At 68.0% G+C, this 18,635-nt stretch carries 18 protein-coding genes, 1 tRNA gene and 1 pseudogene; 10 read left to right on the top strand and 10 right to left on the bottom strand.

All coding sequences use genetic code 11. The features are described 5' to 3' along the window. Window positions 1-148: 148 nt before the first annotated feature. Both QPR87_RS18215 and QPR87_RS18210 read left to right on the top strand, forming a co-directional pair. Window positions 149-1,210, top strand: a pseudogene (locus QPR87_RS18215) (FliI/YscN family ATPase); the annotation flags it as partial. A 106-nt stretch (window positions 1,211-1,316) separates the two neighbouring features. Then, entirely contained in the window at window positions 1,317-2,048 is a 732-nt protein-coding gene (locus QPR87_RS18210) for a Crp/Fnr family transcriptional regulator (protein ID WP_285050698.1), read from the top strand. 3 nt (window positions 2,049-2,051) lie between these two features. On the opposite strand, the gene QPR87_RS18205 is transcribed toward QPR87_RS18210, so the two are convergent. The 3 genes from QPR87_RS18205 to QPR87_RS18195 all read right to left on the bottom strand — a co-directional run bounded on the left by QPR87_RS18205 (window position 2,052) and on the right by QPR87_RS18195 (window position 5,230). Continuing rightward, a complete protein-coding gene (locus QPR87_RS18205) occupies window positions 2,052-2,888 on the bottom strand; it encodes an extensin family protein (RefSeq protein ID WP_285050697.1) in 837 nt (278 codons plus the stop codon). A 1-nt stretch (window position 2,889) separates the two neighbouring features. After that, window positions 2,890-4,371 carry a L,D-transpeptidase family protein gene (locus QPR87_RS18200; RefSeq protein WP_285050696.1) on the bottom strand — a complete coding sequence of 494 codons (1,482 nt, stop codon included), beginning with the start codon at window positions 4,369-4,371 and terminating at the stop codon, window positions 2,890-2,892. Between the two features lie 109 nt (window positions 4,372-4,480). Continuing rightward, complete coding sequence (locus QPR87_RS18195) at window positions 4,481-5,230, bottom strand: GntR family transcriptional regulator (RefSeq protein WP_011748392.1); 750 nt, start codon at window positions 5,228-5,230, stop codon at window positions 4,481-4,483. 277 nt (window positions 5,231-5,507) lie between these two features. Here QPR87_RS18195 and QPR87_RS18190 point away from each other — a divergent pair, with 277 nt between their 5' ends. From QPR87_RS18190 to QPR87_RS18165, 6 genes are all read left to right on the top strand, one after another. Then, window positions 5,508-6,683 carry an MFS transporter gene (locus QPR87_RS18190; protein WP_011748391.1) on the top strand — a complete coding sequence of 392 codons (1,176 nt, stop codon included), beginning with the start codon at window positions 5,508-5,510 and terminating at the stop codon, window positions 6,681-6,683. A gap of 57 nt (window positions 6,684-6,740) precedes the next feature. After that, on the top strand, window positions 6,741-7,220 hold the full coding sequence (locus tag QPR87_RS18185) for an ureidoglycolate lyase (RefSeq protein WP_104493621.1): 480 nt from the start codon (window positions 6,741-6,743) through the stop codon (window positions 7,218-7,220). After that, the gene (rnhB, locus tag QPR87_RS18180) at window positions 7,217-7,849 is read left to right on the top strand and encodes a ribonuclease HII (RefSeq protein ID WP_104493620.1); all 633 of its coding nucleotides are present in this window, start codon (window positions 7,217-7,219) and stop codon (window positions 7,847-7,849) included. The genes QPR87_RS18185 and rnhB overlap by 4 nt, the downstream gene beginning before the upstream one ends. Window positions 7,850-7,937: 88 nt before the next feature. Next, window positions 7,938-9,068 carry a site-specific DNA-methyltransferase gene (locus QPR87_RS18175; protein WP_011748388.1) on the top strand — a complete coding sequence of 377 codons (1,131 nt, stop codon included), beginning with the start codon at window positions 7,938-7,940 and terminating at the stop codon, window positions 9,066-9,068. A gap of 126 nt (window positions 9,069-9,194) precedes the next feature. Next, window positions 9,195-10,247 carry a GSCFA domain-containing protein gene (locus tag QPR87_RS18170; protein WP_285050694.1) on the top strand — a complete coding sequence of 351 codons (1,053 nt, stop codon included), beginning with the start codon at window positions 9,195-9,197 and terminating at the stop codon, window positions 10,245-10,247. Next, window positions 10,244-11,029: a hypothetical protein gene (locus QPR87_RS18165; protein WP_230999269.1), complete on the top strand. Its 786-nt coding sequence runs from the start codon at window positions 10,244-10,246 to the stop codon at window positions 11,027-11,029. Before QPR87_RS18170 ends, QPR87_RS18165 begins: the two co-directional genes overlap by 4 nt. On the opposite strand, the gene QPR87_RS18160 is transcribed toward QPR87_RS18165, so the two are convergent. Beyond that, window positions 11,024-12,160: an alkane 1-monooxygenase gene (locus QPR87_RS18160; protein ID WP_285050693.1), complete on the bottom strand. Its 1,137-nt coding sequence runs from the start codon at window positions 12,158-12,160 to the stop codon at window positions 11,024-11,026. The genes QPR87_RS18165 and QPR87_RS18160 overlap by 6 nt on opposite strands. 83 nt (window positions 12,161-12,243) lie before the next feature. Continuing rightward, a complete protein-coding gene (locus QPR87_RS18155; protein WP_502921622.1) occupies window positions 12,244-13,305 on the bottom strand; it encodes an A/G-specific adenine glycosylase in 1,062 nt (353 codons plus the stop codon). Between the two features lie 76 nt (window positions 13,306-13,381). Between QPR87_RS18155 and QPR87_RS18150 the strand changes: the two genes are divergently transcribed. Together QPR87_RS18150 and QPR87_RS18145 are read left to right on the top strand one after the other, a co-directional pair. Then, the gene (locus QPR87_RS18150) at window positions 13,382-13,924 is read left to right on the top strand and encodes a DUF721 domain-containing protein (protein WP_104493616.1); all 543 of its coding nucleotides are present in this window, start codon (window positions 13,382-13,384) and stop codon (window positions 13,922-13,924) included. Next, window positions 13,921-14,592, top strand: a complete 672-nt coding sequence (locus tag QPR87_RS18145) for a DsbA family protein (protein ID WP_011748382.1) — start codon at window positions 13,921-13,923, stop codon at window positions 14,590-14,592. The genes QPR87_RS18150 and QPR87_RS18145 overlap by 4 nt, the downstream gene beginning before the upstream one ends. A gap of 39 nt (window positions 14,593-14,631) precedes the next feature. Here QPR87_RS18145 and lpxK read toward each other — a convergent pair whose 3' ends face one another. From lpxK to rocF, 5 genes are all read right to left on the bottom strand, one after another. After that, complete coding sequence (gene lpxK / locus QPR87_RS18140; protein WP_285050692.1) at window positions 14,632-15,621, bottom strand: tetraacyldisaccharide 4'-kinase; 990 nt, start codon at window positions 15,619-15,621, stop codon at window positions 14,632-14,634. After that, entirely contained in the window at window positions 15,618-16,850 is a 1,233-nt protein-coding gene (locus QPR87_RS18135) for a 3-deoxy-D-manno-octulosonic acid transferase (protein WP_285050691.1), read from the bottom strand. The genes lpxK and QPR87_RS18135 overlap by 4 nt, the downstream gene beginning before the upstream one ends. Window positions 16,851-16,866: 16 nt before the next feature. Continuing rightward, window positions 16,867-17,112: a DUF4170 domain-containing protein gene (locus QPR87_RS18130; RefSeq protein WP_041529936.1), complete on the bottom strand. Its 246-nt coding sequence runs from the start codon at window positions 17,110-17,112 to the stop codon at window positions 16,867-16,869. A gap of 346 nt (window positions 17,113-17,458) precedes the next feature. Beyond that, window positions 17,459-17,544 (bottom strand) — tRNA-Leu (locus tag QPR87_RS18125). A gap of 84 nt (window positions 17,545-17,628) precedes the next feature. Next, window positions 17,629-18,549 (bottom strand): arginase, encoded by a 921-nt coding sequence (gene rocF, locus QPR87_RS18120; protein ID WP_285050690.1) that lies wholly within the window; start codon window positions 18,547-18,549, stop codon window positions 17,629-17,631. Window positions 18,550-18,635: the final 86 nt, after the last annotated feature.

Below are 18,635 nucleotides of genomic sequence, written 5' to 3'. Positions count from 1 at the left end.
TCTTCTGCAAGCTGAAGGAGTTCAAGCGCATCGCTATGCGTGCCTGCAAAACCGATCAGAGCTTCGAAGCAATGGTCTACCTCGCTGCTGCCGTTATCAACTCACGATGAATCCCCACACGCCCTAGCCTTCCCACATTTCGGCGAAGCCGGCGAATGCCTGGATCGGGCGAATCATCGATCCTTTCGGCAGGCCGCTCGACGGCCGTCCCCTGGTCGCGGGCGGCGAGGAGCGCGGCTTTCGTCCGCCGCCGCCGCCTGCTGCGTCGCGCAACCGGCTGGGCGGGCGGCTGGATACGGGGCTGGCGGTCTTCGACACGCTTCTGCCGCTGGTGCGGGGGCAGCGGATGGGGCTGTTCGCGGGCTCGGGCGTGGGCAAGTCGACGCTGCTTTCGATGCTGGCCAAGGGGGTTTCGGCCGATGTGGTGGTGATCGCGCTGGTCGGCGAGCGCGGGCGCGAATTGCGCGAATTCGTCGAGGAAACGCTGGGCGAGGAGGGGATGGCGCGCTCGGTCGTGGTGGCGGCGACCTCGGACCAGCCGCCCTTGATGCGCCGGCGCTGCGCCTGGGCGGCGATGACGGTGGCCGAGCATTTCCGCGACCAGGGCCGGCATGTGCTGTTCCTGGCCGATTCGATCACCCGCTTTGCCGAGGCGCATCGGGAGATCGCGCTGGCGGCGGGGGAAAGTCCCAGTTATCGCGGCTTTCCGCCCTCGACCTCGCATCTGATCATGTCGCTGGCCGAGCGCTCGGGGCCGGGACCGGCGGGGGCGGGGGACATCACCGCGATCTTCAGCGTGCTGGTCGCGGGCTCGGACATGGAAGAGCCGGTGGCCGACATCCTGCGCGGCGTGCTGGACGGCCATGTCGTGCTGGACCGTGGCATCGCCGAGCGCGGGCGGTTTCCGGCGGTGGACGTGCTGCGCTCGGTCTCGCGCTCGTTGCCGCAGGCGGCCAGTGCGGACGAGAATGCGCTGATCGCCCGGGCGCGGGCGACGCTCGGCACCTATGCCGAATCCGAACTGATGATCCGCGCCGGGCTTTATGCGCCGGGCTCGGACCCCGCGCTGGACGAGGCGGTGCGGCTTTACCCGGCGCTGGACGCCTTCTTCACCCGCCGGCGCGACGATGCCCGTCAAAGCTTCGCGCTGCTGGCCGAAGCGCTGGGGGTGCCTCCACCAATCTCCGCTTGCGGTGAAGGAACCCTATGAATCCGGTGGGGTTATGGCATGATTGATGAATGTTAACCCGAGTCCCGAGGTCATTGCACAGCTGTCGGCGCGTTGACAATCTCCTGCGGTCGAGCCGAGGAGCATCATGGCCACCACCGAATACTTCGTCCGATACCTGCAACGAAGAGACCTGCTTTCCGAAGCCGATATCGCCTGCCTGCGCGCAATTCCGACCGTGCATGTCTGCTTTCGTCCCGGCGAGGTGATCGTGCCCCGAGGACGGCTGGCGACGCGCAGCTGCATGATGCTGCGCGGCATGGCGGCGCGCCGGCACGACCTGGTCGGCCGCCCGGGCGAGCGGGTCATCACCGCCCTGCATGTTCCGGGGGATTTCGTCGATCTGCATGGTTTCGTGCTGGCCGGACTGGAGCATGACGTGATCTCGGTCGGCGAATCCGAGGTGGAGTTCGTCGAGCATGCCGACCTGCGGCGGATCACGCAGGATTTTCCGCATCTGACCCGGCTTTTGTGGATGTCCACGGTGATCGATGCCGCGATCCACCGGCAATGGCTGGTCGCGACCGCCTCGTTGCGTTCAAGCGCGCATCTGGCGCATCTCTTGTGCGAGCTTTACACTCGGCTCTCCAGCGTCGGCGCGGCGCAGGACCATCGCTTCACGCTGCCGCTGTTGCAGAAGGAGCTGGCCGATATCCTGGGCTATACCCCGATCCATGTGAACCGTGCCGTGCGCGACCTGCGCGCGGACGGGCTGATCCGCTGGACCGGCAGCGAGGTCGAGATCCTCGACTGGCAAAGGCTGGTGCGGCTGGCGCGGTTCGACCCGGAATATCTGGATCTGGGGCGGGTCCGGCGCTGAGCCCTATTGGCACAGCCGAAAATCGCCGCGCCGGGCCTTGATGTCGAGATGCAGGTGGTCGTCATGCGCCGCATTGGCGCCGGGGCCCAGAACCGTAGTGAAATGCAGGCAGGCGGTGCCGCGCGCTGCGCTCTGGAAGGCCTCGTGCAGGTCGCCGCTGTCCTGGCGCGGTTCGACCGCGATGCGCGTGCCGTCGTCGAAGCGGAAGGCGGCGATGTCGAAGGCATTGCCGAAAGCGTGCTCCGATAGGTTTTCGCCCTCGTTCCCTACCGTTGACCGGCATTGATAGGTCGAGCCCGGCTCCAGTGCGACAAGCCTCGGCTGGCCCGGCAGCAGGGCGGCGGCAGGGCGGACGAAATCGCGCAGCCAATGCGCCAGATGCCGGGCCAGGTCGCAACGCATGGGGGCGCCGCCCGGGATCTCGATCCCCGGCAGGGCCTGGCGCAGCAGGATCGGGCGATCGATGCCGCAATCGCGCTGGTCCGGGTCGAGGATCGGCGGCGCTTCGCTGTAATCGGCGCCCAGCAGGGTCAGCTCCAGCAGGCAGGCGGAATAGTCGAAATCGCTTTCCCGCAAGGTGGTGTGAACCGGCAAGCCGGTCGGGGCAGGGGCTTCGGGTTCCGCGGGATCCTCCGGCGGTTCTGCCGGGGATGCGGGTTCGGGGGTGGGCTTGGCGTCCCCTTCCGGCGGAGCAGCCTCGTTTTCTGGCCGCGGGACAGGGCGCTCCTCGGCCGGGTGGTCGGGGCGCGGCGTGGGCGCGTCCTGTGCCGGTGCCTGGCCCGGCAGGACCATCAGCGTAGCCGCCAGGACCAAGGCCAGGACCGAGGCCAGCCCACGCATCTCAGGGCTGCCCGGCCTGCGGGTAAAGCGTCACGCTGCCCGGCGCCTGTCCCGGCAGGCTTTCGGGAAGCATGACGTCCGAGGGATATTCCGGCTCTTCCTCGACCGGCAGGGGGTGCTGCGTGTCGGAGACCAGCGGTTCCTGTGAAACGGGCACCTCGGGGGTGATGACCAATGGCTCGGTCGTGGCCACGGCCGCGGCGGCTTCTGTCGCGGCCTCGACGACGGTTGCGGCTGTGGGAATGGCCGTCGTCTCAGCGACCGCGGGCGGCACCTCGGGGATGGCCGCGGCGATGGCCGGCGGCACCCGGTCGCCGCGGGCCGGCGGGCGGGTGCCTGCGATGGCCGCGACCGCTGCCGTCTGCGTCGCCGCCGCCACGGGCGAGGCGCCGGCCACATCGGCGATCCTGACCCCGGGGGGCAGGAATTCGACCGTCGTGACCTTGGGCTTGACCATATGCGCCAGTTCCCACGCATCCCAGTTCGTCAGCCGCACGCAGCCATGCGACTGGTTCAGGAACAGCTGCGAGGGCGTGGCGGTTCCGTGGATGCCGTAGGTCGGCTCGGACAGGTCGATCCAGACATTGCCGACCGGCCCGTTCGGCCCCGGCGGTATGGTCAGCACCCGGTCGTTCTGGCCCTGCTTGAAGTTGCGATGCGGGTTGTAGGTATAGGTCGGGTTCAGCGCCACAGCATCCACGACGTGATTGCCATGCGGCGAGGGCGTGTCGGCCGAGCCGACCGTGGCCGGATAGTCCGCGACCATGTTGCCCTTGGCGTCATAGGCGGCGACGCGGCGGGTCTCCTTGTCGACGATGATGCGGGTGACGGTGGCGCGGATCGGCTTGGCGGGGACGGTGGCATGGATCGTCTCGCCGGGCCGGAAGGCTGCGCCGGGGTTCATCTTGGCCAGGAATTTCTCGTCCATGTGGAAACGCTCGGCCAGCTTTTCCAGCACGCTGGTATAGCCCTGCGAGGTCATCGCCGCCTTTTCGGCGTAATCCGAGGGGATGCGGTCGACCAGGCCGGTCGTGTCCTCGTCGGTGATGGTATAGGCCGTGGTCAGCGGCGCGGCGGCATAGCCCTGCAGCAAGTCCCACACCGCATGATCCATGCGGCCGGTCATCGGCAGGCCCGAGCGGCGCTGGAAGGCCATGATGGCGCTTTCGCTCATCCCGCCGCGCCAGCCGTCCACCACGCCGGGCGAGATGCCGGCGCGGTCCAGCAGGATCTGCACCTTGGCGGTCAGCGCGGACTGGCCGGCGGGCAGGTCGCCGCCGTCATAGCCGGCCACCTCGATCTCGGCCGGGCTGATCGTGCTCAGCGCCTTGGGCTTCGGGGCCGCGACCTGCGCGGCGGTGCCGGAGGCCGGCGGGGTGGCAGGGGCGGCCTGCGCCCAGCCGGGCGAAAGCGGAAGGACAAGGGCGGCCGCGGCCAGTGAAAGGCGCGCGACAAGGCCCGTGTGGGATCGGGTCGGGGGCATGCTCGAATCCGGTCTGTTTGCCTGTCGTGTTCTGGTTTTGTCGGGCACATTTGGCCAAATGTGCGCGCAAGGCAAGCTTGTGCCGGTCAACTCGGGTTGAACGCGGCCCTCAGATCGTCGCGGCGAAGCGATGATGCTGCGGGAAATAGCGCCGCGTCAGCGAGACCGGCATGTTGTTCAGCCAGTCTATCCGCTCGACCAGCAGGACCGGGTCGCCCGGCGCCAGGCCAAGCGCCTCGGACGCCAGGGCCGGGCCGGCCAGCGCCGCGCCGATCGCCATGCTGGCACGGTTGACCGGCACATGGCCCAGCAGCCATTCGCAGGAGCTCATCTGCACCAGGGCCTCGCGCGTCAGCCCGGGGGTGGTGTAGCTGTTGATCCAGCGTTCCTCGCAGCAATAGGGCACGCCGTCGGCGCTGAAGCTGGCCTGGACGCGAAGGAGGCGGTCGTCGGTGCGCAGCAGCATCGCCTGCGCGACATCCGCCGGAGGCGAGCATTCCTCGTAATCCAGCAGGGCATAGCCATAGGTCTTGCCGGCGGCCTCGATCTCGCGCCGCAGCAGGAAGCGCACCATCTGCACGCGGGGATGCTGCGCGACGCGGGTGCCGACCTTGCGCCGGCGTTCGAGCACGCCGCTTTGCGCCAGGGTCTGCAAGGCCCGGTTCACGGTGGCGCGCGCGCAGCCGAATTCGGTCGCCAGTTCGGCTTCGGTCGGGATCAGTTCTCCCTCGGGCCAGTTGCCGTTGTGGATGCGGGTCAGAACCTCTTCCTGGACGGCCTGCCAGGTCATGTTCCGGCGTTTGCGCTCTTGCGGTTCTGCCGAAAGTGCCTGCGCCACGTAGCTGGGAAGCTCAATCATGTCTAAAATATGTCTTTGCGTCGGGGTTGCGGCAGAACTCTGTTTGCTCGACCGAGCGGGCTCGCCTCGCCCGGGCTCGGCAGGGCCGAAGCGACGGGTCTGCCCGACCGGGGGGATTTGGTAAACTTATTGGTTTAGTTTTTGATTGCAAATTCCCGTGAGGGTCAAGGTCAATTGCAGGCGCCGGCCATGATCCGCCTGTCCAGGTTGACATTCCGCCGGCCGGGCAGGACAAATCCGGCGATTCTCAAGAGGTGATGCCGTGACGGAAGCTTCGATGTTCCGCGGCCAGGGCGTATCCGCCACGGCCTGGACGGTGCTGATCGCGATCAGCCTGTGCCACATGATCAATGACATCATGCAATCCATGCTGGCCGCGATCTATCCCTTGCTGCGCGAGGAGTTCGCGCTGTCCTATTGGCAGATCGGCATGATGACCTTTGCCTTCCAGGTCACGGCCTCGCTGCTTCAGCCGGTGGTGGGCATGGTGACGGATCGCAATCCGATGCCGCGTTCGCTGGCCGTGGGCATGGGCTCGACCGTCGTCGGCGTGCTGTTGCTGGCGCTGGCGCATGAATACTGGGTGCTTCTGTCGGGGGCGATGCTGATCGGCATCGGCTCGGCCGTGTTCCATCCCGAAAGCTCGCGCGTGGCGCGCATCGCCTCGGGTGGCCGATTCGGCACGGCGCAGTCGCTGTTCCAGCTGGGCGGCAATTTCGGCAGCGCGTTGGGACCGCTGCTGGCGGCCTTTGTCGTCGTGCCTCTGGGCCGGCCTTCGGTCGCCATCTTCTCGGTCGCCGCCATGGCGGGATCGGCGATCCTGTGGCGCATCGGCAGCTGGGCCGACGGGCGGCGCAAGGCGGCGTCCGCGCGTCCGGCGGAAGCCTCGCCCTTCACCCGTCAACGCGTGGCCCTGGCCATCGTGGTGCTGGCGCTGCTGACATTCACCAAGAACATCTATACCGCCAGCATTTCGAGCTATTACACCTTCTTCCTGATCGAGAAGTTCGGGCTGAGCACGCAGCATGCGCAGCTGATGCTGTTCCTGTTCCTGGGCGGCATGGCGGCGGGGGTCATGCTGGGCGGGTTGATCGGCGACCGGATCGGGCCCTTGAAGGTGATCTGGTTCTCGATCCTGGGCATCCTGCCCTTTACCCTGATGCTGCCGCATGTGGGGCTGGTCGCGACCGGGTTCCTGACCGTGCTGATCGGGGTGATCCTGGCCTCGGCCTTTCCGGCCATCGTGGTCTTTGCGCAGGAGCTGGTGCCGGGGCGGACCGGGATGATCGCCGGCATCTTCTTCGGCTTCGCCTTCGGCATGGGCGGGATCGCCGCCGCGGTGCTGGGGGTGATCGCGGATGCCAGGGGGATCGAATTCGTCTATCGGATCTGCTCTTATCTGCCGCTGATGGGTCTGCTGACCATCTTCCTGCCGCGGATGGAGCGGTTGTAGAGGCCGGACCGGGGGCGCCGCCCCCGGACCCCCGGAGTATTTGGGAAACGGAGAAAGATGAGCAGGATCAAGGCAAGGCCGATCACGGCCGAGGAGTTCGCCCCCTTCGGCGAGTTGCTGTCCCCGCGCGAGGCGCCTTCGAAGATGATCAATGCCGGGCGCTGCGAGCGGCATCATGCGCTGGCCACGGTCGAGCGCGGCGGGGGCGAGGCGATCATCTCGATCTTTCGCTCCGAGCCGGTGAGCCTGCCCTATGATTGCGCGCTGCTGGAGCGCCATCCCCTGGGGTCGCAAGCCTTCGTGCCGCTGGGGCCTGATCCCTGGCTGTCGATCGTGGCGCCGGACGAGGGCGGCCGGCCGGGCGCGCCGATCGCCTTTCTGGTGCCGGCGGGCATGGGGGTGAACCTGCGTGCCGGGATCTGGCATGGCGTGCTGACGCCGCTGGACCGGGCGGCCGATTTCCTGGTCGTGGATCGCGAGGGCGAGGGCGTGAACCTGGAAGAGGTCGAGATCGCCCCCGTCACCGTCGAGGCATGAGCTGGCCGGATTATTCCCTTGAGGAGGCCGCGCTTCGCTCCGGGGCGCGGTTCGTGGCCGGCGTGGACGAGGTCGGGCGTGGCCCCCTGGCCGGGCCGGTCACGGCGGCGGCGGTGATCCTGGATGCGGGTTGCATCCCCGAGGGGCTGAACGATTCCAAGAAGCTGACGGCGAAGCGGCGCGAGGCGCTGGCCGAGCTGGTCATGGCGCGCTGCGACTGGGCGGTGGGCCATGCGAGCGTCGAGGAAATCGACCGGCTGAACATCCTGCGCGCCTCGCATCTGGCAATGTGCCGGGCCATCGCCGGGTTGCGCCAGCGGCCCTGCCTGGTGCTGGTCGACGGCAACATGCTGCCGCGCGACCTGGACCTGCCGGGGCAGGCGGTGGTCGGGGGCGATGCGCGCTGCCTGTCCATCGCCGCGGCCTCGATCCTGGCCAAACTGTTGCGCGATCGCATCATGGTGGATTTGGCGCAACAGCACCCCGGATACGGCTGGGAGGCGAATGCCGGTTATCCGACGCCGGCGCATCGCCAGGCGCTGCTAGATCTGGGCGTGACCCCATATCATAGGCGCAGCTTTGCCCCCGTCCACAAGATATTGTGTAAAGAAGAAACCGCAACCCGTTGATTCGAAAAAGAATTTGACGGCGAATCGGCGGTGACTCATTATCGGCCTCATCAAATCGGCAAACCAATAGCCGAAACCCGAGGCAGTGATGACGAAGCTTGACATGAAATCCCGCGCTGCGGCGCGAACCCTTCCGCTCAACCAGATTCTGGCCGGAGATTGCATCGAGATCATGAATGCGCTGCCCGAGGCCAGCGTCGACCTGATCTTTGCCGACCCGCCCTATAACCTGCAACTCAAGGGCGAGCTGCATCGACCGGACAATTCCAGGGTCGATGCGGTGGACGACCATTGGGACCAGTTCTCGGGCTTTGCCGCCTATGACCGCTTTACCCGCGACTGGCTTGCCGCCGCGCGCCGCATCCTCAAGCCGGACGGGGCGATCTGGGTCATCGGCTCGTATCACAACATCTTCCGGGTCGGCGCCGAGTTGCAGAACCAGGGCTTCTGGATCCTGAACGACGTGGTCTGGCGCAAGGCCAACCCGATGCCGAATTTCCGCGGCAAGCGGCTGACCAACGCGCATGAGACGATGATCTGGGCCAGCAAGTCCGAGGGTGCGAAATACACCTTCAACTACGAGGCGCTGAAATCGCTGAACGAGGGCGTGCAGATGCGCTCGGACTGGGTGCTGCCGATTTGCACCGGCGGCGAGCGGCTGAAGGATGCGGGTGGCGCCAAGGCGCATCCGACCCAGAAGCCCGAGGCGCTGCTGCACCGCATCCTGGTCGGCTCGACCAATCCGGGCGACGTGGTGCTGGACCCGTTCTTCGGCACCGGCACCACCGGCGCGGTGGCCAAGATGCTGGGCCGCGACTTCATCGGCATCGAGCGCGAAGCGGCCTATCGCGAGGTGGCCGAGAAACGCATCGCCCGCATCCGCAAGTTCGACAGCGAGGCCATCGCCACCATCAAGCCCAAGCGCGCCGAGCCGCGCGTGCCCTTCGGCCAGGTGGTCGAGCGCGGCATGCTGCGCCCGGGCGAAGAACTTTACTCGCTGAACAACCGCCACAAGGCCAAGGTGCGCGCCGATGGCAGCCTGATCGGCAACGACGTGAAGGGCTCGATTCATCAGGTCGGCGCCGCGCTGGAGGGGGCGCCAAGCTGCAACGGCTGGACCTATTGGCACTTCCGGCGCGAGGGGCGGATGGTGCCCATCGACATCCTGCGCCAGCAGATCCGCGCCGAGATGGAGGCCGACGAGGGCCGCGCCCACTGATTTCCCGGTTTCGCCAAGTCCCGGATCCTTGCGAGCTCTGGCGCGGCCGGGACCGCCTTGCCCCGTCCTGCGGCATCCGCCGGGCGGGGCCTTTTCGCGTCTGCCGGAATGTGGGATGAGCGGGGCATGAGCCATCCCTATTCCGATCTTCCCGCCAATGCCTTCTGGCGCTGCGGCGTGGCCGAGGCCGATCCCGCCGCCCCCGCCGGGATCTTCGCGCCGAAATTCGGGCTGGGGCGCGACGCAGCCATCGCCACCGCGGGCAGTTGCTTTGCCCAGCATGTGGGGCGGGCGCTGCGCGAGGCGGGGATGAATGTCCTGGATGCCGAGCCGCCGGGTCGCGGCTGGCCGCCCGCGCTGGTCCGGGCCTATAATTACCGTGTCTATTCTGCGCGCTACGGCAACATCTATACCAGCCGGCAACTGGTTCAACTGCTTGAGGATGCACTGGAGGGGCGGGTCGAGCCGGCGGCGGTCTGGCAGCGGGACGGGCGGTTTTACGATGCGCTGCGTCCGACCGTCGAGCCGCGCGGCTTTGCCTCGGCCGAGGAGGCGCTGGCGCTGCGGCGCGCGCATCTGGCGGCCGTGCGCGGGCTTTTCGCGCGCAGCTCGCATTTCATCTTTACGCTGGGGCTGACCGAATGCTGGGCCGACCGGGCCAGCGGCCGGGTCTGGCCGACCTGTCCGGGCGTGGTCGCGGGCAGTTTCGATCCCCAGCGCCACGGCTTTCTCAACCTGCGCTTTGGCGAGGTGCTGGAGGATCTGGGGCGCGCGCGCGGATTGTTGCAGGGTCTGAACCCGGGGATGCGAATGATCCTGACCGTCTCGCCCGTGCCGCTGACGGCGACGGCTTCGGGCGGGCATGTGCTGGCCGCGACCGCGCGTTCCAAGGCGGTGCTGCGCGCGGCAGCCGACGAGTTCGCGGCGGCCCATGCGGATGTGGACTATTTCCCTGCCTATGAGATCGTGACCAACCCAGCGGCGCGTGGGCGCTTCTTTCACCCCGATCTGCGCGAGGTGACGGCCGAGGGCGTGGCGGCGGTGATGGGGGCATTCCTGGGTGCCCATGGGCTTGTGGCGGAAACCGGGCCGAGCAGCACCGAAACCCCGGAGCCGGGGACTGACGCCGCCGAAGGTGTCGTCTGCGAGGAAATCCTGCTGGAGGCTTTTCGCAAATGATGCCGCGCAATGTGCTGATGCTGGGCAATTCGCATACCGCCGCCCCGCGCATCGCCCTGCGCGACCGTCCCGAAACATGGCCCGGCTTTCAGCCCGATGTGTTTGCCATGCCGGGCGACACCATCGGCATGCTGGAGGTCAGGGACGGCGCGATTCATCCCAGCGATACCGAGGTGCGCAGGAAGATGCGCTATTATAACGGCATCCCCGACCTGCCGCTATCGGGTTACGATGCCTTCGTGGTGATCGGCTGCCTGGCCTTTCACAGGCTGGCCGGCTTGCAAGAGCATCATCGCAGTCCGGATTTTCCCTCGGTCGTGCGGGGCGAGCGGTGCCGGCTGATCTCTTCCGGTTTGGTCGAGGCGCTGCTGGCCGATCGCATCGGGAACTCGCCGACGCTGCGCCTGATCCGGGCATTGGCGGGGCTTGGGCAAGGGCCGGTGCTGTTCATGGATACGGTTTTTCCTTCGGCGGAATGCAGGACCGATCCGCAGGATTTCGCGCCGCATGTCGCCATGGCGGCGCGGGGTGACGGCGGCGCCTATCACGCGCGCTATCTGCGAATCTTGCATCAGGCACTGGGCCGGGACGCGATCCATATCGCCCAGCCCGCCGATACCGTGGTCGACGAGGTCTTTACCGCGCCGGAATGGATGCGCGGTTCCGTCCGCATGCAGCCGCGCCGCGACGTGCCGCATGAGGCGCGGGAATACGGCCATGCCAATCCGGCCTATGGTGCGCGGCAACTCGACCTGATCGTCGCGGCGCTGGCGGCGCTATAGCGCGCCGCGCGGCATGGGCAACTCGCCGCGGCCATAGGGCTGCCAGTCGGTGATCTCGGGATAGAACTGCCGGCGCCAGGCCCTGACACGAGGGTTCATCTTTCGGCGCCACAGCGGCGGGATCATGGCCAGGAAATTCATGGCCGGATAGCCCATCGGCAATTGCGGCGCCTCGTCCTCGGCATAGGTCTGCAACAGGGGAAAGCGCCGGTCGGGCTTGTAGTGGTGGTCCGAATGGCGTTGCAGGTTGATGAGCAGCCAGTTCGTCGCCGTGTGCGAACTGTTCCAGCTATGGCGCGGCAGGACATGCTCGTAACGGCCATCGCCCAGGTATTTGCGGGTCAGCCCGTAATGCTCGACGTAATTGGTCAGTTCAAGCTGCCAGACGGCGACGAAGGCTTGCCAGAGGAAAAGCAACAGCCCCTGCCAGCCGCCAAGCGCCGCGGCCAGCGCCAGCATCGCCAGTTGCAGCGCAGCATAGCGCCAGAACGGGTTGCGGCGGTCGAATTTCGAGCGGCCGGCACGGGCCAGGCGCCGGGTCTCGGCCTGCCAGGCACTTTTCGGGCAATCGGCCAGCACGCGCAGGAAAAAGCGAAAGTAGCTTTCGTTATAGCGGGCCGAGACCGCGTCGCGCGGCGTCGCCACCCAGGAATGATGCACCAGAAGATGCTCGGTGCGGAAATGCGAATAAAGCGTCGAGGCCAGAAGCAGGTCGCCCAGCCAGCGTTCCATCCGGTTCTTCTGATGCAGCAATTCGTGGGCATAGACGATGCCGATGGTGCCCGAGGCGACGCCGATGCCGAAGAACAGCCCCAGCTTTTCCCAGCCCGACAGCCCGCTGCGGGTGGCATGCCAGATGGCACCGAAGATCATCGCCGCCTGGATCGGGAACCAGATGATGGTGATGGCGCGATACCAGAAAAGCTGGGTCTCGGGCGTCTCGGTGTCGGGGTTTTCCTCGTTCAGCCCCAGCACCGTGTCGAGCATGGTGGTCAGATACCAGGCGTAAAGGGGCATCAGCAGGAACCACCAGCCGCCGAGGCGCGCGGCGATGATGGCAAGCGGCACCATGCCCAGCGAAAGCCAGAAGGGCAGGGCATCGATCAGGCGGGAACGAAACGCGGTTTGCATGGGCATGACAAGGAAACTGGAAAATCGTTGAAGGGCAGAAGCGGCCGAATGAATGCGTGTTACGGACGCGACTATGACGGGCTTTACCCGGTCTTGCCACGGCGACCGGTTGTCGCGGGCAGGGTGGCGGTTTCGGGGCGGGCAAGCGCCCAGGCCTTGCGCATCAGCCCGGGCAGGGCGGCAGGTCTGAACTCGCTGAGCGGCGCCAGATTGCCGCGTTCCGGCGCGGCGGTCAAGCGGGCGGTCATTACCGTCAGATCCAGCGCGAAATGGGTGAAGACATGGCGGATGAGTCCGATCTCCTGCCAGTCGCCCGGCGCAGGCGGCGGCAGGTCCGAGCCGTCCCAGCCGGTCGAGGGAAAGGCCAGCGTGCCGCCCAGAAGGCCCCGGTCCGGCCGGGTCTCGACCAGGACCGCCCCCTTGGAAAAACCGATCCAGACGATGCCTTGACGCAGGGGCTTGGCCTTCTTGGGCGCCTTGCGGGGCAGGTCGGCGGCGATGCCCTGCGCGCGCGCCGCGCAATGGTCGATGACCGGGCAGATGCCGCAGGCCGGGCTTCTGGGCGTGCAGATGGTCGCGCCCAGGTCCATCATCGCCTGTGCGAAATCGCCCGGCCGCTCGGACGGTGTCAGGCCGGCGGCCAGTGCGACAAGTTCCGGCTTGGCGGCGGGCAGGGGCGTCTCGACCGCGAAAAGCCGCGCGACGACGCGCTCGACATTGCCGTCCACCACTGTTTCGGGCCGGTCGAAGGCGATGGCGGCGATGGCGGCCGAGGTATAGGCGCCGATGCCGGGCAGGTCTGCCAGTTCCGCGCGCGTGTCGGGGAATGCGCCCATGGCCGAGACCGCGCGGGCGCAGGCGATCAGGTTGCGGGCGCGGGCGTAATAGCCGAGCCCGGCCCATTCCGCCATCACCTGCGCATCCTCGGCGGCGGCAAGGTCGTGGACCGTGGGCCAAAGGCTGGTGAACCGCTCGAAATAGGCTTTCACCGCGGCGACGGTGGTCTGTTGCAGCATGACCTCGGACAGCCAGACGCGATAGGGGTCGGCAGTGCCGCGACCGGGGGGCATGCGCCACGGCAGCACCCGGGCATGGCGGTCGTACCATGCCAGCAGCTCGGTCGGGATCACCCTCAGGTCACGCAATTTTCAGCCTCGTCTCTCTGGTATCCGGGCGCGTCGCGGTCCAGACTGCGCGCCAGATAAACCATATGGTTGCCCGATGGCCCAGAAGAAACCCGAGACCCAGCCCCGCCGCCGGATGCGCGGCTTCGAGGCGGCGGCCCAACTGGTCGCGCAGCGGGTCAAGGCGGTCGGCGAAAGCCGGGGCTTCGCCACGGCCCGGCTGCTGACCCATTGGTCCGAGGTGGTCGGTCCCGAGCTTGCCGCCCGGACCCGCCCGGTCAGGATCAGCCATGGCAAGGGCCTGGGCGCCACGCTGACGCTGCTGGTGCCGGGTGCGCAGGCGCCGCTGATCGGCATGCAGCTGGACCAGATCCGCGAGCGGGTGAACGCCTGCTACGGCTTCAACGCCGTCTCGCGCATCGTGCTTACGCAGACCGCACCAACCGGTTTTGCCGAGGGGCAGGCCGAGTTCATTGCCGCGCCGCCCCGAACGCCGCCGCCGCCCGATCCGCAGAAGATCGCCCAGGCTGACGACATCGCTTCGGGCTTCGACCATCCTGCGCTGTCCGCCGCCATGCGGCGGCTGGCGCTGAACATCCTGTCCCGCCGGGACACCAACGACCGAAAGGCCAATCCATGATGCTGCTTCGCCGCTCTCTGATCGCCGCCGCCACGGCCGCGCTGACCGTTTCCGCGCTGCCGGCGCTGGCGCAAGAGGCGAAACCCGCCGACAACGCCCAGGCCGCCGAGCAGATGCCCGAGGGCAAGGTTCTGCCCGATATCGCGCTGGGCCAGGCCGATGCGCCGGTCACGATCATCGAATATGCCAGCTTCACCTGCAGCCATTGCGCGGCCTTCCACGACCAGAACCTGCCCAAGCTCAAGGCGGAATATGTCGATACCGGCAAGGTGAAGTTCATCCAGCGCGACGTCTATTTCGACGCGGTCGGGCTTTGGGCCGGCATCCTTGCCCGTTGCGGCGGGGACGAGAAATACTATGCCGTTTCGGACCTGATCTTCGGCGACCAGAAGAATTGGCTGAGCGCGAAATCGGGCGACGAGATCGCCGCCAACCTGCGCAAGATCGGCGCCAAGGCCGGCATGACGCCCGAGCAGATGGATACCTGCTGGAACGACCAGCAGAAGGTCGCGGACCTGGTCACCACCTTCCAGACCCATGCCACCGCCGACCAGATCGAGGGCACGCCGACCTTCATCATCGCCGGCGAAAAGGTCCAGAACCAGCCCTGGGATGATCTGAAGAAGATCATCGACGCCAAGCTGGCCGAAGCCGAAAGCAAGGGCTGAACCGCCCCTGGGCGACCCCGGCTTGGCCGGGGTCCGCCGTCATAGGCCCAGCGATGCCAGGCGTTCCTCGAGCGGCGCGGCATCGTCCAGTTGCAGCCGCACCGGCAGGGCCAGCACCTTGGGCCGGAAGCTGCGCGGCAGCCGCACGGCATCCTTTTCCGTCGTCACCATCTGCGCGCCGGTCAGCCGCGATTCGGTCTCCAGCCGGATCAGCAGTTGCGGGGTAAAGGGCTGGTGATCCTCCAGCGCCTCGGCCCGGACCACATCGGCGCCAAGGCCGCGCAGGGTGGCGAAGAATTTCTCGGGATGGCCGATGCCGGCAAAGGCCAGCACGCGCTGACCCTGCCAGTCCATGCCGGTCTGCAAGGGCGCAAGCCGCCCGGTCAGATGCGGCAGTGGCAGGCGCGTGCCCAATGTCGCGGCGAATCGCGCCTGTGCCGCGGCCTCGCCGATCGAAAGCAGCAGGCCGGCGCGGGCCAGGCCGCGATCCACCGGCTCGCGCAGCGGACCTGCGGGCAGGCAGAGCCCGTTGCCGAAGCCCTTGGCCGCATCGACCACGACCAGCGACAGGTCATGGGCCAGCGCCGGATCCTGGAAACCGTCGTCGAGCAGGATCGCCTGCGCCCCCGCCTCGACCGCCGCCCGTGCGCCCGCCAGCCGGTCATCCGCGACCCAGACCGGCGCAAAGGCCGCCATCAGCAGCGGCTCGTCGCCGACCTCGGCCGCGCTGTGGCGCGCTTCCTCGACCCGCCGCGGCCCCTTTTCGCTGCCGCCATAGCCGCGCGAGACGATATGAACCGCCACGCCGCGATCCTGCAAAAGCTGGGCCAGCATGATGGTGGTGGGCGTCTTGCCGGTGCCCCCGGCGTTCAGGTTGCCGATGCAGATCACCGGCACGCCCGGCCGCGTGCGCGGGCCGCGCGCCAGGCGGCGGGCGGTGGCGGCGGCATAAAGCGCGCCCAGCGGCGCCAGAAGGCGGGCGCGCAGCCCCGGGGGCTGGAACCAGAAATCGGGGGCGCGGCGGCTCATCGCGTATCCTCCATGGCTTCGACGACGATCTCGGCGATGCGGCGCAGCACGGCGGCGCCGCCGGTGCTGACCGACCAGGCGTTCCCGGCCAGCATAGCCGCCTGGTCCGGTGCCGAAAGATCCTCGACCGCCCGGGTCAGCCCGGCTGCGTCCGCGACCAGCCGCGCGGCCGAGGCTCCGTCCAGCTGCACCCATTCCGGGCCATGCGCCTCGGTGATCGGGCCGTGGATGATGGCCGAGCCGAGCGCGGCGGGCTCGAACGGGTGGCGCGGCGCGAGGCCGGGGCCGGACAGCAGGGTGCCGCCCATGAAGCAGACCGGCGCCAGCCGATACCACAGCCCCATCTCATGCGTATCCTCGGCGATCAGCACATGGTCGTCCGGCGAGGGGTCCTCGTCGTCCGAACGCAGTACCGCCGCAAGGCCAAGCGCCTCGACCTCGGCGCGGATCCCGGGGATCGTCTCGGGCGGCAGGCCGGCCAGGATCAGCAGCGCACGGTGATTGTGGTGCAGTGCCGCCTGATGGGCGGCCAGCGCCAGCCGGGCCTCGGGCAGGGTGGGGCAAGCCGCGAGCCAGGTGTGGCGGCCGGCCAGGATCTGGGCCAGCGCGCGCCGTTCGGCCTCGTTCGCGACCAGCGGCGGGCGCGTCTCGGTGATCGGCCCGGTCAGCTCGATCCGGTCGGGCGGGGCACCCAGCTGCCGGGCGGCGGCCGCTGCGGTCGGGTCCGGGGCAAGGACGCGGGTGATCCTGCCTATCAATCCGCGATTGACCGCCCCGCGCCACGAGCCGCGCCGGGTATAGGTCACAAGCCGCGCCTCGCCCAGAATGATCGGCAGGCGCCGTTCGGCCATGCCCGAGATCAGCGAGGCCGGAAGCCGGTCGCCAAGCACCAGCAGCGCGCGCGGTTGCAGCGCCCGGATCACCTCGCGCGCCGCGGCCGGGTCCCCTAGATCGGGCAGGGTGATAGCGCGCAGTCCGGCGGGCAGGGCCTCGGGCGGCAAAGTCGCGCCCGAAAAGGCGAAGCGCAGGCCCGGCCGCCTTGCCAGGAGCGCCTTGACCAGCGCGACCGACTGTCCCGGCTCGTCGGCCTGTTCCGAAAGATGCAGCATGACCAGCGGCCCTTCGCCCTGCGGGGCGTCGACGGGCTCGACCGGCCCGGTGGCCAGCGCTGCGCGGCGGCGCAGATGCAGCCAGAGCGCCAGGGATGCGGTTGCATCTGCGGGGGACATCGCGATTCGCGGCGGCTTAGCTGCCCAGTTCCTCGGTCGGGCTGACCTCGTGCTCCTCGTCGCGCAGCCGATGCAGGTGGGCGATGAAATAGCGGGTATGGGCGCTGTCCACGGTGCGCTGCGCCTCGGCCTTCCACGCGGCGTGGGCTTCGGCATAGTTCGGGAAGATGCCGACGATGTGGATGTCCTTGGTGTCGCGGAACTCGGTCCGGGTGGGATCGACAAGTTCACCACCGAAAACGAGGTGGAGGCGCTGCGCCATCGTGTTCTCCTGGGTTCGGATTGCGGCGCGAACCTAGCCGAGGCTCGCAGGGGAACCAAGGCTGATTTGTGTAAAATCGCGCGCAGTTGCGATTTGCGGTGAATCGGGGGCCGGAGTAAGCAGGACATGCCGGCAGAGGGAGCAGCCCCCGACGACCCGAGCGTGGTGGTGAGGGTCCGTGGGGTGGCAGGGAAGGGCGAACCGGTGCGCTCTTCCTGCCCTTTTTGCGGAGCGCTTGCGGCCGTGATCTGACGGCGCTTGCCTGCGCGGCGGCCCATGTGCCGCTGGCTGGGACGAGGCCGTCCGGGCGATGCGGCACGTGTCTTAGGCATGGGGCTTGGGGTCTTGGTGCGGGCGGCGGGACTCGAACCCGCACAGGCTTGCGCCCCAGGGAGTTTAAGTCCCATGCGTCTACCATTCCGCCACGCCCGCGCCGGGATTGGCTAGCGGGCGGGACGGAGATTGGCAAGCCTCAGTCGCCGCCCCCGTCGCTCGCCGCCCCCGTCGCCGGGCCTGTCAATAGCTGCGCGTCGGTCGGTCGAAGACCTTGCGCCCCATCAGCGAGCCGACCAGATCGACCATCAGCTTGGCGGTGCGGCCCCGCTCGTCCAGGAACGGGTTCAGTTCGACCAGGTCGAGCGAGGTCATCAGGCCGCTTTCGTGCAGAAGCTCGCAAACCAGATGCGCCTCGCGGAAGGTGGTGCCGCCGGGGACGGTGGTGCCGACGGCGGGCGCGATCGAGGGGTCGAGGAAATCCACGTCCAGCGACACATGCAGCATGCCGTTCTCGGCCTGCACGCGATCAAGGAATTCGCGCAGCGGTGCGACGATGCCGCGTTCGTCCAGCACGCGCATGTCGTTCACGATGATTTCGGTTTCGCGCAGCGCGGCGGATTCGGCGCTGTCCACGCTGCGGATGCCGAACATGCAGATGTTCCTGCCCGGGATCGGGGCCGGGAAGGCGGGAAACGGGTCGAAGCCCGCCCGCCCCGAGGCATAGGCCAGCGGCGTGCCGTGCAGGTTGCCCGAGGTGGTGGTCTCGACGGTGTGGAAATCGCTATGCGCGTCCAGCCACAGCACGAATTGCGGCCGTCCCGCCGCCCGGGCATGCGCGGCCACACCGGCCAGGGAACCAAGCGCCAGCGCATGATCGCCGCCCAGAAAGATCGGCATGCCCTCTTCCATCGCCGAGCAGCCGGAGGCCCGTAGCGCCTCGGTCCAGGCGATGATCTCGGGCAGGTGATGCACGGCCGGGTTGGCGCAAGCCTGGCCCCGGCCAGGGGCGGGGCGAAGATCGCCGCGATCCTCGACCGTATGGCCCAGATCGATCAGGGTCGAGGCCAGTCCGGCCACGCGATAGGCGGCGGGGCCCATCAGGCAGCCGGGCCGCCGTTGCCCCTCGTCCACCGGGGCGCCGATCAGGATGCAATGGGTCATGGCCCTCTCCGCTATGCTTGGTCCTCGGTCAATCATGCGTCGAGCTGTCGCAAGGTTCCATATTGTCGCGACGAAAAAGGCCGCCC

It is taken from the genome of Paracoccus sp. SSJ, assembly GCF_030234105.1.
GTDB classification, from domain to species: Bacteria; Pseudomonadota; Alphaproteobacteria; order Rhodobacterales; family Rhodobacteraceae; genus Paracoccus; species Paracoccus denitrificans.
Note: the sequence above shows the minus strand (reverse complement) of the source record. Positions and strands in the feature narration are given on the sequence as shown.

Excerpts from the sequence above, each read along its gene's own strand:
- QPR87_RS18130 (WP_041529936.1), bottom strand. The coding sequence starts at position 17,112 with ATGGCGCAGCGCCTCCACCTCGTTTTCGGTGGTGAACTTGTCGATCCC.
- QPR87_RS18160 (WP_285050693.1), bottom strand. The coding sequence starts at position 12,160 with ATGCAAACCGCGTTTCGTTCCCGCCTGATCGATGCCCTGCCCTTCTGG.
- QPR87_RS18165 (WP_230999269.1), top strand. The coding sequence starts at position 10,244 with ATGATGCCGCGCAATGTGCTGATGCTGGGCAATTCGCATACCGCCGCC.
- QPR87_RS18205 (WP_285050697.1), bottom strand. The coding sequence starts at position 2,888 with ATGCGTGGGCTGGCCTCGGTCCTGGCCTTGGTCCTGGCGGCTACGCTG.
- QPR87_RS18185 (WP_104493621.1), top strand. The coding sequence starts at position 6,741 with ATGAGCAGGATCAAGGCAAGGCCGATCACGGCCGAGGAGTTCGCCCCC.
- lpxK (WP_285050692.1), bottom strand. The coding sequence starts at position 15,621 with ATGAGCCGCCGCGCCCCCGATTTCTGGTTCCAGCCCCCGGGGCTGCGC.
- QPR87_RS18145 (WP_011748382.1), top strand. The coding sequence starts at position 13,921 with ATGATGCTGCTTCGCCGCTCTCTGATCGCCGCCGCCACGGCCGCGCTG.
- QPR87_RS18200 (WP_285050696.1), bottom strand. The coding sequence starts at position 4,371 with ATGCCCCCGACCCGATCCCACACGGGCCTTGTCGCGCGCCTTTCACTG.
- QPR87_RS18135 (WP_285050691.1), bottom strand. The coding sequence starts at position 16,850 with ATGTCCCCCGCAGATGCAACCGCATCCCTGGCGCTCTGGCTGCATCTG.
- QPR87_RS18210 (WP_285050698.1), top strand. The coding sequence starts at position 1,317 with ATGGCCACCACCGAATACTTCGTCCGATACCTGCAACGAAGAGACCTG.
- QPR87_RS18150 (WP_104493616.1), top strand. The coding sequence starts at position 13,382 with ATGGCCCAGAAGAAACCCGAGACCCAGCCCCGCCGCCGGATGCGCGGC.
- QPR87_RS18195 (WP_011748392.1), bottom strand. The coding sequence starts at position 5,230 with ATGATTGAGCTTCCCAGCTACGTGGCGCAGGCACTTTCGGCAGAACCG.
- QPR87_RS18170 (WP_285050694.1), top strand. The coding sequence starts at position 9,195 with ATGAGCCATCCCTATTCCGATCTTCCCGCCAATGCCTTCTGGCGCTGC.
- QPR87_RS18190 (WP_011748391.1), top strand. The coding sequence starts at position 5,508 with ATGTTCCGCGGCCAGGGCGTATCCGCCACGGCCTGGACGGTGCTGATC.
- QPR87_RS18175 (WP_011748388.1), top strand. The coding sequence starts at position 7,938 with ATGACGAAGCTTGACATGAAATCCCGCGCTGCGGCGCGAACCCTTCCG.
- rocF (WP_285050690.1), bottom strand. The coding sequence starts at position 18,549 with ATGACCCATTGCATCCTGATCGGCGCCCCGGTGGACGAGGGGCAACGG.
- rnhB (WP_104493620.1), top strand. The coding sequence starts at position 7,217 with ATGAGCTGGCCGGATTATTCCCTTGAGGAGGCCGCGCTTCGCTCCGGG.